At 66.4% G+C, this 13,119-nt stretch carries 18 protein-coding genes; 6 read left to right on the top strand and 12 right to left on the bottom strand.

Annotated elements, in window-relative coordinates:
- Positions 1 to 15: 15 nt before the first annotated feature.
- Positions 16 to 1,050 carry a LysR family transcriptional regulator gene (locus tag HGB51_RS08770; protein WP_070209062.1) on the bottom strand — a complete coding sequence of 345 codons (1,035 nt, stop codon included), beginning with the start codon at positions 1,048 to 1,050 and terminating at the stop codon, positions 16 to 18.
- Positions 1,041 to 1,304 carry a hypothetical protein gene (locus HGB51_RS08775; RefSeq protein WP_070209061.1) on the bottom strand — a complete coding sequence of 88 codons (264 nt, stop codon included), beginning with the start codon at positions 1,302 to 1,304 and terminating at the stop codon, positions 1,041 to 1,043. The genes HGB51_RS08770 and HGB51_RS08775 overlap by 10 nt, the downstream gene beginning before the upstream one ends.
- Before the next feature lie 164 nt (positions 1,305 to 1,468).
- Here HGB51_RS08775 and HGB51_RS08780 point away from each other — a divergent pair, with 164 nt between their 5' ends.
- The 4 genes from HGB51_RS08780 (at position 1,469) to HGB51_RS08795 (ending at position 4,029) form a co-directional block, all read left to right on the top strand.
- The gene (locus tag HGB51_RS08780) at positions 1,469 to 1,948 is read left to right on the top strand and encodes a carboxymuconolactone decarboxylase family protein (RefSeq protein ID WP_070209060.1); all 480 of its coding nucleotides are present in this window, start codon (positions 1,469 to 1,471) and stop codon (positions 1,946 to 1,948) included.
- A gap of 12 nt (positions 1,949 to 1,960) precedes the next feature.
- Entirely contained in the window at positions 1,961 to 2,374 is a 414-nt protein-coding gene (locus HGB51_RS08785; RefSeq protein ID WP_070209059.1) for a cupin domain-containing protein, read from the top strand.
- A gap of 79 nt (positions 2,375 to 2,453) precedes the next feature.
- Entirely contained in the window at positions 2,454 to 3,341 is an 888-nt protein-coding gene (locus HGB51_RS08790) for an RNA polymerase sigma-70 factor (RefSeq protein ID WP_070209058.1), read from the top strand.
- Between the two features lie 61 nt (positions 3,342 to 3,402).
- Positions 3,403 to 4,029 carry a DNA-3-methyladenine glycosylase gene (locus HGB51_RS08795; RefSeq protein ID WP_141739213.1) on the top strand — a complete coding sequence of 209 codons (627 nt, stop codon included), beginning with the start codon at positions 3,403 to 3,405 and terminating at the stop codon, positions 4,027 to 4,029.
- Here HGB51_RS08795 and HGB51_RS08800 read toward each other — a convergent pair.
- Complete coding sequence (locus tag HGB51_RS08800) at positions 4,015 to 4,650, bottom strand: M23 family metallopeptidase (RefSeq protein WP_070209057.1); 636 nt, start codon at positions 4,648 to 4,650, stop codon at positions 4,015 to 4,017. The genes HGB51_RS08795 and HGB51_RS08800 overlap by 15 nt on opposite strands.
- Positions 4,651 to 4,707: 57 nt before the next feature.
- Entirely contained in the window at positions 4,708 to 5,859 is a 1,152-nt protein-coding gene (locus HGB51_RS08805) for a DUF1254 domain-containing protein (protein WP_246233415.1), read from the bottom strand.
- A gap of 113 nt (positions 5,860 to 5,972) precedes the next feature.
- Here HGB51_RS08805 and HGB51_RS08810 point away from each other — a divergent pair, with 113 nt between their 5' ends.
- Entirely contained in the window at positions 5,973 to 6,662 is a 690-nt protein-coding gene (locus HGB51_RS08810) for a type 1 glutamine amidotransferase domain-containing protein (RefSeq protein WP_070209056.1), read from the top strand.
- A 102-nt stretch (positions 6,663 to 6,764) separates the two neighbouring features.
- Positions 6,765 to 7,160, top strand: coding sequence for a response regulator (locus HGB51_RS08815; protein ID WP_171966790.1), 396 nt, complete (start codon positions 6,765 to 6,767; stop codon positions 7,158 to 7,160).
- Here HGB51_RS08815 and arsC read toward each other — a convergent pair.
- From arsC to HGB51_RS08855, 8 genes are all read right to left on the bottom strand, one after another.
- Entirely contained in the window at positions 7,126 to 7,548 is a 423-nt protein-coding gene (gene arsC, locus HGB51_RS08820) for an arsenate reductase (glutaredoxin) (protein ID WP_070207368.1), read from the bottom strand. The two genes, HGB51_RS08815 and arsC, sit on opposite strands and share 35 nt — an antisense overlap.
- Positions 7,549 to 7,589: 41 nt before the next feature.
- Positions 7,590 to 8,180, bottom strand: coding sequence for a TetR/AcrR family transcriptional regulator (locus HGB51_RS08825; RefSeq protein ID WP_070207367.1), 591 nt, complete (start codon positions 8,178 to 8,180; stop codon positions 7,590 to 7,592).
- A gap of 10 nt (positions 8,181 to 8,190) precedes the next feature.
- A complete protein-coding gene (locus HGB51_RS08830) occupies positions 8,191 to 8,790 on the bottom strand; it encodes an NAD(P)H-dependent oxidoreductase (RefSeq protein WP_070207366.1) in 600 nt (199 codons plus the stop codon).
- Between the two features lie 96 nt (positions 8,791 to 8,886).
- A complete protein-coding gene (locus HGB51_RS08835) occupies positions 8,887 to 9,723 on the bottom strand; it encodes an oxidoreductase (RefSeq protein ID WP_070207365.1) in 837 nt (278 codons plus the stop codon).
- A 25-nt stretch (positions 9,724 to 9,748) separates the two neighbouring features.
- Positions 9,749 to 10,594, bottom strand: a complete 846-nt coding sequence (locus tag HGB51_RS08840; protein ID WP_216666723.1) for an SDR family NAD(P)-dependent oxidoreductase — start codon at positions 10,592 to 10,594, stop codon at positions 9,749 to 9,751.
- Positions 10,595 to 10,632: 38 nt separating this feature from the next.
- A complete protein-coding gene (locus HGB51_RS08845) occupies positions 10,633 to 11,454 on the bottom strand; it encodes an alpha/beta fold hydrolase (RefSeq protein ID WP_171966791.1) in 822 nt (273 codons plus the stop codon).
- 37 nt (positions 11,455 to 11,491) lie between these two features.
- Positions 11,492 to 12,001: a cytochrome P460 family protein gene (locus HGB51_RS08850; protein ID WP_084738898.1), complete on the bottom strand. Its 510-nt coding sequence runs from the start codon at positions 11,999 to 12,001 to the stop codon at positions 11,492 to 11,494.
- A 15-nt stretch (positions 12,002 to 12,016) separates the two neighbouring features.
- Positions 12,017 to 13,081, bottom strand: a complete 1,065-nt coding sequence (locus HGB51_RS08855; protein ID WP_070207370.1) for an alpha/beta fold hydrolase — start codon at positions 13,079 to 13,081, stop codon at positions 12,017 to 12,019.
- Positions 13,082 to 13,119: the final 38 nt, after the last annotated feature.

Consider the following 13,119-nt stretch of genomic DNA (forward strand, 5'->3'; position numbering starts at 1 on the left):
GGGAACCAATCGGGGTCACCGCCATGCCCCGACGTCGATGTCGCGCGCCGGGGCGCCGGCGTGCTGCACGCTTTCCCAGTGGGTGACCACGTCCAGGTCGAGCGCGCGGACCTCGCTGGTAATGAAGTCGATGAACGCGCGGATCCGTTTGGGCAGCTGGCGCCGGCTCAGGTAGCACAGGTAGTGGCCACGGTCGTCGGCCGCATACTGGTCCAGGCAGCTCACCGCGAGGCCGGCGTCCAGCGTCGCACGCACCTGGTAGTTCGGCAGCTGCGCCAATCCCTGGCCCTGCAGCACCGCCTGCAGCGCCAGGTCGGCGTCGTTGAACACCAGCGCCGAGGACGGCTCCACGCTGAGCGGCTTGCCGTCGACCCGGAATTCCCAGGGCTGCAGGCGCCCGTTCGGCTGCCGCTGGCTGATGCAGGCATGCGTGGCCAGTTCGGCCACGGTGCTCGGCAGGCCGTGCTGCTGTACGTACGCCGGGGCGGCGCAGACCAGCAGCTGCATCGGGATCAGATGCTTGGCGATCACTTCGCTGTCTTCCAGCACGCCATCGCGGAAGGCCACGTCGATGCGGTCGGCGGCGAGGTCCAGCGCGCGTTCTTCCAGCTGCAGTTCCAGGGTGACATCCGGGAAACGTGCACGGAATGCAGAGAGCAGCGGCGCGATCACCTTGCGCCCGAAGCCGTAGGTGGCGCTGACCCGCAGGTGGCCGCGTGGCGGTCCGTCGCGCAGGTCGCGCATCTCTTCCAGCGCCTGCAGGATGCGGTCCACGCCCGGGCGACAACCGTCATGGAACAGCTCGCCCTCGCGGGTCAGCGAGGTGGAGCGCGTGGTGCGCAGGAACAGGCGTACGCCCAGCTGTCCTTCCAGCTTCTGCACGCTGCGGCTGACTGCCGAGCGGCCGATGCCGAGGCGGTCTGCCGCGCGCGAGAAGCTGCCCTCGTGGGCCACCGCGATGAAGGCCATCACCCCGGCATAGCTGGCCGAAAAGCCAGTGGTGAGCGGATCGACACCGTCCTCGACGGCGCTCGTTTCGGTCAGGGACATGGGGGTAACACTCCAGAGAGGCGCGCGTGGTCACGCAGGCAGGCATGGGCGGCTTGCAGACGCTGCCGGCAATCGGTGGCGGAGAGTCCAAGCAGGGGCATGAGCGCTTCGATGGACGCCCCGGCCACGTCGTGCAGCAACAGCAGCAGGCGCGCGTCAGCAGGCAGGGCGTCCAGCGCGGCCAGGAACGTCGTCCATACCTGGTCGGCGGGGCACGGCGGGCCTGCAGCATCGGTGGCGTTCGGGGTGCTCATACCGGTCAGACGGACCAGCGCATTGCGCTGTGACAGACCCACTCCACCGGGATTGGTGCATTGCGCTCAACACGGTGCGTCCGCCGCGCCGGCTACCGGCGCAGCGGCGCCGCGCCTAGCCTGCAGCCTCCGATCTGCCCCCCTCTACCGCCAGGAACACGACCATGAGCGAACGTCTCGACTATCAGAAGCAAGCGCCCGCCCTGTTCAAGAAACTGCTCGACTACAGCATGGCCGCGCATGCCACCACCATCGAAGAACCGATCCAGGACCTGATCGCGATCCGCGCGTCCCAGCTCAACGGCTGCGGCTTCTGCGTGGACATGCACGTCAAGCAGGCCACGATCCACGGCGAGCGCCCGCTGCGCCTGCACCACCTGGCAGTGTGGCGCGAATCCACCCTGTTCAGCCCGCGCGAACGCGCCGCGCTGGCGTGGACCGAAGTGCTCACCCAGTTGCCCGCGCACGGCGTGCCGGACGAACTCTACGAGCGCGTGCGTGGCCAGCTTTCCGAACAGGAAGTGCTGGATCTCACCCATGCGGTGATGGGCATCAATGCCTGGAACCGCATCAACATCGCCTTCCGCAGCGAACCGGGTTCGCGCGACAAGGCCTGGGGCCTGGACAAAGCCGACCTCAACTGAAGGAGACACCCCATGCGCCTGTCCCTGTTCCTGTGCCCGCTGCTGCTGGCCGCCGCCAGCCCTGCCGCTATGGCGGCCACGCCCGCCCCTGCCGCACCCGAGCCGGTGGTGACATCGGTGATGAGCAAAGCCCTGCCCGAGTACCCGGGCAAGGAAGCGTTGATCCTCACCGTGGAGTACCCACCCGGCAGTGCCGACCCGATCCACAGGCACGACGCGCATGGATTTGTCTACGTTTTGGAGGGAAACATCGTGATGGGCGTCGCTGGTGGTCCCGAGGTCACGCTGGGCCCTGGCGAAGCGTTCCATGAAGGTCCGGACGACCTGCACACCGTGGGCCGCAATGCGAGCAGCACCAAGCCGGCGCGATTCGTGGTGTTCCTGCTCAAGGACGCCGACAAACCCGCCGTACTGCCACCGCAGTGAGCGGGGCGTTGCACGCCGCAGGAACCGTGCTCCTCTCCCGGCACTGTTCCTGCGGCCCCTGCTCGTGTTGAATGCCGCGATGGATACCTCCCCCGACCTGTTTACTTCGTTGCGCCCGCGCGTGCTGGGCGTGGCCTACCGCATGCTGGGCTCGATGGCCGAGGCCGAAGACGTGGCGCAGGAGGCATGGCTGCGCTGGAATGGCACCGACCGCGCGGCCATCGAGAACGCCGAAGCGTGGCTGGTCGCCACCGCCACCCGCATCGCCATCGACGAACTGCGCCTGGCCCGGCGCAGCCGCGAGCAGTACGTGGGCATCTGGCTGCCCGAGCCGGTGCCGACCGAAGACGCGGACACACCCGAGCGCCTGCACGAAGCAGCCAGCGATCTTTCGGTGGCGTTCCTCGCCGTGCTGGAGCGTCTGGCACCGGAAGCGCGCGCCGCCTTCCTGCTGCACGATGTGTTTGACCGCGACTACCCGGAGATCGCCGGGATCCTGGACAAGAGCGAAGCCGCCTGTCGGCAGATCGTGCATCGCGCGCGCAGCCGCCTGCGCGAGGAACGACCGCTGCACGTGGTGCCGCACCGTACCCATCAGCAGCTCCTGCATGCCTTCGCCGACGCGCTGGACAAGGCCGACCTGAAGTCGATGATGGCGCTGATGGACAGCTCGGCGCAGCTGATCGGCGACGGCGGCGGCATCGTCAGCAGCTTCCCCAAACCGATGCTGGGCGGCGCGCGCATCGCGCAGCTGCTGTTCGCACCCACGCTGCGGCGGCGCGCCGAGCTGCGCATGGTGCCGGCGTTCTTCAACGGCCGCATGGGACTGCTGCGTTACTTCGGCGACCACCTGGAATCGGCAATGTCGTTCGACACCGACGGCGAGCGCATCACCCAGATCCTGGTGCAGCGCAACCCGAACAAGCTGGCACGGATCCTGGCGCAGCAGCCGTTGGCGCTGCGCTGAGGCTTGATGCAGCGACGACGGCAGCCGGTGCATGCTGCGGGTATCCACGCTGGAACCTGACATGCCCGCATCCGTCCTGCTGCCCCCGTCGCGCTGGCGCACGCTGCCGCGCCGCTTCTACCGGCGCCACCCGACCGAGGTGGCGCCGGAGCTGCTCAACAAGCTGCTGGTCCGCGACGACGGTCGTGCCGGGCGGATCGTGGAAGTGGAGGCCTACGCCGGCGACCAGGACCCGGCGGCGCATTCGTTCCGAGGCATGACCGCGCGCACCGCCAGCATGTTCGGCGAGTGCGGGCACCTGTATGTGTATTTCACCTACGGCATGCACTGGGGCAGCAACGCGGTCTGTGGTGAGGTCGGTCAAGGGTGGGGCGTGCTGTTGCGGGCGCTGGAACCGGTGCAGGGCCTGGACCTCATCCGCGAAGCGCGCCCGGCGATCCGCCGCGACCGCGAGCTGGCCAGCGGTCCGGGACGGCTGTCGCAGGCGATGGGCATCGACAAGGCACTGGATGGCGCCGACCTGGTTCGCAATGATCGCGGCATCCGCATCGTCTCCGACGGCATGCCACCGCCCGATCATCCGGTGGCCGGGCCACGCATCGGCATCCGCCGTGCGGTGGACTTCCCGTGGCGTTGGCACGTGCGCGGGCATGCGCATGTGTCCGGGCCGGTATCAGGGCGGGGTTGAGCCGCGCGGTTCACCGGTGGCGTGCGCGCGGAGCAATGGCAACGGATCGTAGGCGCCACTACTGCCATAGATGCCCCAGTGCAGGTGCGGCGGCGTGCCGGCCGCATTGCCGCTGTCGCCCACATAACCCAGCACATCGCCTTCGGCGAGCACGTCACCTTCGGCCAGGCCTTCGCGCCAGTCGTCCAGATGCGCATAGTAGTAGCGCTCGCGCGCCGGCCCCACCACCCAGACCTGGCGCCCGCCCAGCCCGCTGTCGCGCACGGACACCACCACGCCCGGACCGGCGCTCACCACTGGCGTGCCGCGCTTGGCGAAGATGTCCACCCCTGCATGGGTCCGGTCACGCCCACGTGGCGCACCGAAGGTATCGGCAATGCGCCGGGCGGGAACGCCTTCCACCGGAACCGGCAACGACGTGGGTGCGGACATGCGCGACAGGTCCCACATCGCGCGGGGCGCCCTGAGCCATTCACTGTTCCAGAGCGCGAGCACGGCAACGGACAGGACGACCGGCACCACAAGCCACGCGAGCCACCGGCGAATGGCGAACGCCCGCGAGCGCGGGCGTCCATGGTCTGTGGTTGTGGGTTCAGCGTCGGGAGGCAGCGACTGGTTCATGCTCCCAGCATTGCAGAACGCACGTGCAGAGCGTGCGTTCGCTGCCTATGGTGCAGCTCACTGCACGGCTACCGCCTCCGGGAAGGTCCAGCGTCCATCCAGAATCTCGGCACGTGGCTGGTACAGCCGCACCAGGTAGTTCCAGCCCGCCATCGTCGGCAGGCAGTTGGGCACCTGCCCATCGCAGCCGCCAAACTGGATGTCAAACGAACCGTCCGCGTTCTTCTTGGCGGTAAGGTTGTTCAACGTGTAGGCGTTCTGCTCGTTCTTCTCGTAGTAGCCCTTGGCGTTGTACAGGCTGACCGACCAGAACCCGTCCACCGGCACCTCCCCCACATGCAGGCGGTACACGGTCTTGCCATCGTTATGGCTTGGGGTGACATTGAGATAGATCGCTTCGTTGTCCGGGTTGCCGCCCCAGGCGGCCGCTGCGCCAATGACGCGGCGGACCGGGTCGGTGTTCTCGCGGGTCCCGAACATGCGGCGACCGTCAGGTAGCGTGGCCGCCAATGCAACCAGGGCGTCGCGGACCTTGTCCTGGCTGACGGTGTCCCATTTGGGAACCTCGAAGGTACCCACTGCCGCCTGCTGCACCTTGATCGCATCCTGAAGGGCATGCACCTTGGCCACGTCGTCCGGGCTGTTGGGATCCACCAGCGTGCGTATGCCGACCACTACATAGCGCGTGCCATCCTTGCCACGGCTCAGCGTGTATGCGCCTGGCTTGTGGTTGACCTGGGTGGTGTACTGGTCTTCATCGATGACCTGCATCGACATGAAGCGCCCTGCGGCGTCCGGCAGGGTGACGGTGACCGGCCCGGCATCCAGGTCGAACACCGCGCTGGAATAGAGCGTGTCGCGGTTCAGCCGCACCACGGTCTGGTTGTCGATGGACGCCGGCTCACGGTGATGGAACAGCTTGCCCAACCCGCCTTCCTTCACCAGGTTGCCGAAGTAGCGATCTGTTTCGGCACGGACGAAGTTGTCGGCGGTGACCGGTACGCTGTCCGGTGCAGGCGTCGCCGCAGCTGGTGCCGGCGCGGCAGGCTCGGTGGCGGTGGCGGCGGGGGCGGTAGCAGGAGCCGGTGTATCGGCAGCAACCGGAGCTGTTGCCCCCGGTTCACGCTTGCAGCCTGACACCGTTACCGCCAGCGCCACTGCGGCCGACAGTAAAGCAACGTACCTGCGGGGCAGATGCTTCATCTTCATGGCGGCAGTTCCGGTCGGGGATGGGCGCAGCCTAACAACGGCAGGGGGCGACCAACACCGTACTTTTACTGTGTGTGGGCGACACTGGGTGACATCCCCCGAAAGGCCACACCATGAACGTACTGATTGTGCTCACCTCCCACGACCAGCTTGGCGACACCGGCAGGAAGACCGGCTTCTGGCTGGAGGAACTCGCCGCTCCCTATTACGCCTTCCTGGAAGCCGGCGCCACCATTACCCTCGCCTCGCCGAAGGGCGGCCAGCCGCCGCTGGATCCGAAGAGCAACGAACCGGATTCGCAGACCGATCTCACCCGCCGCTTCGAGGCCGATGCCGAAGCCACTGCCAAACTCGGTAACACCGTGCGGCTGGACAGCGTTTCGCAGGCCGACTTCGACACCGTGTTCTACCCCGGCGGCCACGGTCCACTCTGGGATCTGGCAGAGGACAGGAATTCCATCGCCCTGATCGAGTCCTTCATCGGTGCCGGCAAGCCGGTGGGTCTGGTCTGCCATGCCCCGGGCGTGCTCCGCCACGTCAAGGCCGCCGATGGCACGCCGCTGGTCAAGGGCAGGAAGGTCACCGGTTTCACCAATTCTGAAGAAGAAGGCGTCGGTCTCACCAAGGTCGTGCCGTTCCTGGTGGAGGACACCCTCAAGGAACTGGGTGGAAACTACTCGAAGGGCGCCGACTGGGGCTCTTACGTGGTGAGCGATGGCCTGCTGGTTACGGGACAGAACCCGGCCTCTTCGGCTGAAGCCGCATCGGTGCTGCTGAAGGCGGTCTCCAGCCAGAGCCACTGATTGCAGGCATTTTCACGCGATGAAGGCGGGGGCAAGAATACTTGCCCCCGCGTTGACACGCGTTGGAGCAGTATGACGATGCCTTCCTTGTGCGTTGAGAAAATGAGTAGCGTGGCTGTAGCACCTGTCAGCACCACCGTCCTGGTGGTGGAAGATGAGATCGAGCTGTCGCGGCTGTTTGTCGAAGTGCTGACTGCGGCCGGCTACGCACCGGTTCCCGCCTATTCGGTGACCGATGCGCTTGCCGCCTTGGCGTACCAGCACTTCGACGCCGCCATTCTGGACGTGGAACTGCGTGATGGCGCCATCTTCCCGGTGGCGGACCAGTTGGCCGCGCAGGGGACGCCTTATCTGTTCGCGTCGGCCATCTATTCACAGGCCATTCCGAAGGAACACCAGGACGTGCCGTTCGTCGGCAAGCCGTTCAACATCGACGACCTGCTGTTGCGCGTCGAGCAGATCATCAGCGGTGTGGATCTCGCTTCGCCTGCGGGCTGACCACCTCACCGTCCTCCTTGGCGAACGGAGCGCTGATCTCCGGAAGAATTTCCAATACCCGTTCTGACGGCCGCGCCACGCGCGTACCAAGCCCGGTCTCCACGATCGGACGCTGGATCAGGATCGGGTGGGCCACCATCGCGTCCAGAAGCGCATCCTCACCCAGCGCTGGATCGGCCAGACTCAGCTCGGCGTAAATGGCCTCCTTGACGCGAATGGCGTCCCGGACATCCAGTCCCGCTGCTGCAATCAGCTCGGCCAACCGCGTGCGCGTAGGCGGATTGCGCAGGTACTCCACGATCTCCGGTTCGATCCCCGCATGCCGGATCAGTGCCAGCGTGTTGCGAGAGGTGCCGCATTTTGGGTTGTGATAGATGACAGCGTGCATGGTTTTTCCGATAGCGCTGAGGGGATGTGAAGCTGCTGATTCTATCGGCGGAGAACCGCAGCGATGATGAGCCGCACCAGCTCCTGCTCCGCTTCGCCTTGGACCACCCGCCCCGCTGCAACCGCTTCAGACAGGGACTCTGCTGCACCGAGGATCGCCCAGTAGCTGGCCTCCGGCACATCGTGAGCGGGCGCGAATCCACTGAGCCACTCCGCGCACTTCCCGATGAAATCCAGCTGGTAGCCGCGCTTCACCGCCACCAGTTCGGGGGAGCCGGCCAGTGCCGCGAGGATTGCCTGGATTTCGGTGCCCTGCGACAGCACACAATCGATGTAGCCGCTGGCAATCGCCCTTGCCCTGTCCTTCAACTGCGACTTCGCCTGTTCAATCCGCGCTTCGAACACGGCTGTCTGCCGCTGATCGTAGTCCTTGTAAAGCGCAGCCAGCAGGCCGTTGCGGGTGAGGAAATGGTCGTACGCCACCGGCTTGGTCACCCCGGCTGCTTCGGCGAGACGACCCAACGACAGCGCGTCGGTGCCCTCTTCACCCACCAACTGCCACGCCACGTCCAATAGCTGGCGGGCACGCTGCTCGCGCGGCAGTCGGCGGCGGCGGAGGGGTTCAGAGGGCATGGACGAGGTTTCAAGCGGCAGCGGAAGCCCCAATGGTACGTCCGATGCCAGCGGCGGTATGCAGATGCGCGTCTGCCGCACCGCTGTCCGAGTCCAGCAACAGCGTGGAGGACTCCACACGCGCGCCGCAGTAATCAAAAATGCCCACGTCGATCTGGGTCTTCATCGCCGCACCGTAGCCGCGCCGCTCGATCATGCCGGCATCGGCCCCGCCCAGGCCGACCAGATGCACCTGCAGCCGACCCAGCTTCTTGAGCACTTTGCCGTCGGCACCATCGGCGTACGCCCACCCCTGCGTGAACACACGGTCGATCCAACCCTTCAACAGCGCCGGGAATGACCACCAGTACAACGGATACACCAGTACCAGCGTGTCCGCGCGGTCGATACGGGCATGCTCGGCGGCCACGTCGGCCGGCACGGATGCAGTCTGCCGGAACAGGGCGTTGTCACCCGCGTTGAAGCGCGGGTCGAAGCCCTCGGCCGCCAGGTCCGCCAGCTCAACGGTGTTTCCATTGCTGGCGGCAAGGATGGAATCGCGGATCTGGTGCGCTACGGCATGGGTCAGCGAACCGGATTCAGGGTGGGCAACTACGATCAGGCTGTGCATGGGGATGTCCCTCGAAAGACGTTACCTACCAAAGGTAACATCGAGTTTGTGCGACACCAGTGCCATGGACGGAACGCTGGGGCGACACGAGGGCTGTCACCCTGTCTCGGGATAGTCCGTCGAGACGCTGAGTTCCCGCCACCGCTCAAGTTCCTGCAACCTGGCGCGATCAGCATTGGCAATGATCTCCAGCGCATCACTTCCCAGCGCCAGGCGCAGCGGCGGCCGCTCCAGTGCTGCAAGCTTCAGCAGCGCGGCGGCGGCCCGCGCCGGGTCGCCGGGCTGGCGTCCGTCATAGGCACGCTGCGCCCGTGCGGTGGCGCCTACCACCGCGTCGTACTCGCGGCGGCCCTCATGCAACGTGGTGGACGTACCAGCGAAGTCGGTACGGAAGCCGCCGGGCTCGACCACGGTGACCTGCACGCCGATCAAGGCCATCTCCCTGGCCAACGACTCGGAGAAGCCTTCGATGCCCCATTTGGCGGCCGAGTACGCCGCACGTCCGGGTGCGCCGATCCGCCCACCGACTGAGGAGAACTGGATGATGTGGCCACTGCCCTGTTCGCGCATCAACGGAATGGCCGCCTTGGTCATGATGATGGTGCCGAACAGGTTGGTTTCGATCTGCTGGCGGAACTCGGCGAGGCTGGCATCTTCCACGGAGTTCACATCGCCGTAGCCGGCATTGTTCACCAGCACGTCCAGTCCGCCGAACGCCTCCCGTGCAAGCGCCACCGCTTGAGCCGCCTGGCTGGGGTTGGTCACGTCCAGCGCGAAGGTTCGCACCGCGTCGCCATGTCGATGCAGCAGGTCGCCGAGACGGGCGGCATCGCGGGCGGTGGCAACCACCTGGTATCCCGCCTCGAGCACCGCTTCAGCCAGTGCACGTCCTATTCCTCGTGATGCGCCGGTGATGAGCCATCGTTGTGCCATCGGTATTCTCCTTGCGGAATGTGAGTCAGAGCACGGCCGAACCTGCGCCGGGATAATCGGTCTGCGGCGCCGTCAGTGCCGCCGCATCGAGGTCCTGCTGCAATGCCGCCAGCTTCGCGCGGATACGGCGCAGGGCGTCACTACCGAGTACCAGCCAACGGCGACCGGTGGATGAGACGGTTTCGTTGTAGATCGCCGCAGCTACACGTGCCGGGTCGCCGGGGAACATGTCAGGAGTCACGGTCGCCACCTGCCCCCTGAACCGCCCAGAGGTTGCCGCATAGTCGGCTATCGCGCTTCCGGAAGCATGCGTGCGTGCTTCAATGCCGGTTCGCACCGAACCGGGCTGCACGGTGAACGCGCGTATACCCAGCGACTCAAGCTCCACGCGGAGGGCTTCTGTCACACCTTCCATTGCGAACTTGGTGGCCGAATAGAAGCCATTGCCGGGCAGGCTGGCAATTCCGTTCATGGAGGAGACGTTGACGAGCGTTCCAGCCCTTCGCGAGCGCATGCCTGGAAGCACCAACCGGATCATGTCGACAGCGCTGAACAGATTGACCTCGAATTGCGCCCGGCAGTCGGCATCGCGTTGTTCTTCGATGGCGCCGATGAAGTCGACGGCCGCGTTGTTCACCAGCACATCAATGGCACCGAACTGCTGGATCGCATGTTGCACCGCCGCGCTGCGCTGGGCACTGCTGGTGACGTCCAGCACCACTACCCGCGCTGTCAGCGGGAAACGCGCAGCCAGCATATCCATCGCAGCCGTGCTGCGTGCTGCCAGTACGACGCGGTGCCCATGCACGAGCGCATGTTCGGCGAGGGCGTGGCCGATGCCACTGGATGCGCCCGTGATCAACCAGGTCAATGGCGGGCTACTGACGGACGAGGACCTCGACTGTCCGGTCATCTTGCACCTCCATCGGACTTGGCCGCCTTCTCGATCAACGCCACCACGGTATCCGGATGAGACACCATGACCACGTGCGAGCCGCCCTTGACCACCACGGTCTCGCGCGACTGCGCGCGTTCAGCCATGAAGGCCTGCGCGGCGGCCGGAATGTTGAGGTCGGCATCGCCGTATACGAACCAGCTGGGCAACGTCTTCCACGCCGACGCCGGGCTGGCCTCGTTCAGTGCGGCCTCGGTGATCGGGCGCTGGCCTGCCGCCATCAGGCGTGCCTGCGCTGCGGGGACGTCCGCTGCGAACTGGGCATGGAACTTCTCCTGATCGATGTAAAGATCCTTGCCGCCGTCGGCCAGCACCACCGGCGGTGCCAGCGCGGCACCAAGGCTGCTGCCCGGGAACTTGCCGGACAGCTGCGCCGCGGTTTCGCCTGCCGTTGGCGCGAACGCGGCGACGAACACCAGCGCCTTGACGTTGGACGCGCCATCGGCGGCGGCGCTGATGACCAAACCGCCATAGGAGTGCCCCACCAGCACCACCGGCCCGGGGATGCTGCGAAGCAGGCTGCCGACCTCTGCCGCGTCGGCGCGAACGCTTCGCAGTTCGTTGGGCGCCGCTATCACGCGGTAGCCATCGGCGTGCAAGCGGTCGATGACGCCGTTCCAGCTGGAACTGTCGGCGAAGGCGCCATGTACCAGCACCACCGTTGGCTTGGTCGGCGAAGCTGGGGCCGCGAAGCCGGCCAGCGGCGTGGCCAGTGACAACGCCAGCAGCATCAGGGTGCCGGCAAGGGAGGTTGAGCGGCGATTGCGCAGGATCATGGGGGCATTCCTCAGTGGGAGTGGATGGCGGGGCCGGTCAGGGCGCCCACCGGGTGAACACAAGGTCGTGGTCCTTGACCCGCGATTGATGGCAGGCCAGGCAGGTGTCGTGCTGGGCGCGGTCGGCGGGCTGCCCGTCGATGAAACGGCCAAAGCCCCAGCCGCCGGACGAGCCGTACTTCCTGGAGTCCTTGACCATCACCTGCACGGTGGTGGCTGCGCCGGGAACCGAGGCCGGGGCGAACTCGCCCGACGGCACGTCCTTCCAGGCCAGCTTCACCAGTACCGTCCCGTCGGGGAAGGGCAACCTGCCCTCCCGATAGGCGCGCACGGCCACATCGTTGCCCAGTACCGCACGCAACTCGTTCAACGGTGCAGCTTCCTGCGCCACGCCCACCAGCTGCCAGCGCCGGTAGTTGTCCGGCAGAGTCACGCCATAGATCGGCGATGCCGGTTTGGCGGCGGGCGCGCCGCGTGCGATGAAGATGGTGCCGAACACGACCAGTGTGCAGACCAGCACGAACAGAAGGATCCGGAGGATTTTCATCGGTGTCTCCGCGGCTTACAGGTGGTCGACGTCGATCACCGCCTGCGCGAACGCCTGCGGACTTTCCTGCGGCAGGTTGTGGCCGATGCCGCCGCTGATCAGCCGGTACTCGTACTTGCCGGTGAACCGCTTCGCGTAGCTCTCAGCGGTGGGGTGCGGCGCACCGTTGGCATCGCCTTCCATGGTGATGGTCGGCACGCCGATGCTGGGAAGGCCGGCCAGGCGCTGTTCCAACGGCGCGTACCTCGCCTCACCTTCGGCCAAGCCCAGGCGCCAGCGGTAGTTGTGGATGGCGATGGCCACCTGGTCGGGGTTGTCCAACGCTGCGGCGCTGCGCGCAAATGTGGCGTCATCAAACTTCCACTGCGGCGAGGCCAACTGCCAGATCAGGCGGGCGAAGTCGTGCCGATTCTTGTCGTAGCCATCGCGGCCACGGCCGGTGGCGAAGTAGAACTGGTACCACCACTGCAGCTCAGCCTTCGGCGGCAATGGCGCACTGCCTGCCGCCTGGCTGCTGATCAGGTAGCCACTCACCGACACCAGCGAGCGCACGCGCTCGGGCCACAGCGCGGCCACGATGTTGGCCGAACGCGCGCCCCAGTCGAAGCCTGCAAGCCCGGCGCGCTTGATGCCCAGCGCATCCATGAAATCGATCACGTCCTGGGCCAGCGCGGCGGGCTCCGCATTGCGTGGGGTGTCACTTGAGAGGAAACGGGTGTCGCCATAACCGCGCGCGAACGGAACCAGCACCCGGTAGCCCTTTGCTGCAAGCAGCGGCGCCGCTTCGTCATAGCTGTGGATGTCGTAGGGCCAGCCGTGCAGCAGGATCACCACCGGCCCTTTGGCCGGGCCGAGTTCGGCATACGCCACGTCCAGCACGCCAGCCCGCACGTGCTTGAGCGCGCCCAACGCGCCCTGCGCATCCGCGGCTGCGGGTGCGGCTGCGGCTGCGGCTGCGGCCGGCAAGGTGGCCGAAGGCGCTGCAGCGGCGCTACCGACCAGGCCCAGCTGGAACAGGCAGGCCAACAAGGAAGCGCCCAGCACGTTGAAGCGGTGGGGCACGGCAGTTGCGCGAGTCATCAAGGTATTCATCATCGTCTCCAGAAGGAAAGCCCGTG

Source organism: Stenotrophomonas bentonitica, from assembly GCF_013185915.1.
Classification (GTDB): Bacteria; Pseudomonadota; Gammaproteobacteria; order Xanthomonadales; family Xanthomonadaceae; genus Stenotrophomonas; species Stenotrophomonas bentonitica.